This is a genomic window from Acidithiobacillus albertensis (genome assembly GCF_001931655.1).
Lineage (GTDB): Bacteria > Pseudomonadota > Gammaproteobacteria > Acidithiobacillales > Acidithiobacillaceae > Acidithiobacillus > Acidithiobacillus thiooxidans.
This window is the reverse complement of record NZ_MOAD01000074.1, coordinates 1-545: the sequence shown is the minus strand read 5'-3', so window position 1 is coordinate 545 and position 545 is coordinate 1. Positions and strand designations below refer to the sequence as shown.

1 protein-coding gene and 1 pseudogene are annotated in these 545 nt (G+C 56.1%); both read left to right on the top strand.

Annotation, left to right across the window (positions count from 1 at the left end):
- Positions 1 to 339: pseudogene (locus BLW97_RS18005) on the top strand (heavy metal translocating P-type ATPase); the annotation flags it as partial.
- A gap of 27 nt (positions 340 to 366) precedes the next feature.
- Positions 367 to 545 (top strand): DUF302 domain-containing protein (locus BLW97_RS18000; RefSeq protein WP_143214988.1); only part of this gene is annotated, 179 nt, incomplete at its 3' end.

Sequence of the window (545 nt, the reverse complement as noted above, 5' to 3'; positions counted from 1 at the left end):
GGCACGGACATCGCCATCGAAGCCGCAGACGTGACCCTCACGCGCGGGCAACTCGGCGAAGTGGTCACGGCGCTGACGGCCGCACGACGCACCCTGAGTAATATCCGTGGCAATCTGTTCTGGGCCTTTTTCTATAATATTCTACTGATCCCTGTTGCGGCTGGCGTGGCCGTGCCGATCGGCATCCATCTGAATCCGATGGTGGCTGGGGTAGCCATGGGGCTGTCCTCCGTCTTCGTGCTCAGCAACAGCTTGCGTCTTAAACGGCTCAAGGCTTATGTACCAACGTTAACGCCGGGTGCTGTACAGAATACCGCACTCAAACCTGCTCATTCCTGAGCGATTGTTCAAACGAGGAGAATCCATATGAGCCAGTTCGTTTTCAGCGTATCCGCCAAGGGCGATTTTGATGCCACTGTAGGGCAGGTCACCGAGGCCCTCAAGGTGGAAGGATTTGGTGTGCTTACCACGATTGATGTGGCCGCGACACTCAAGGCCAAACTGGGCATTGAAGGGCGACCTTATGTCATTCTCGGTGCTTGCAA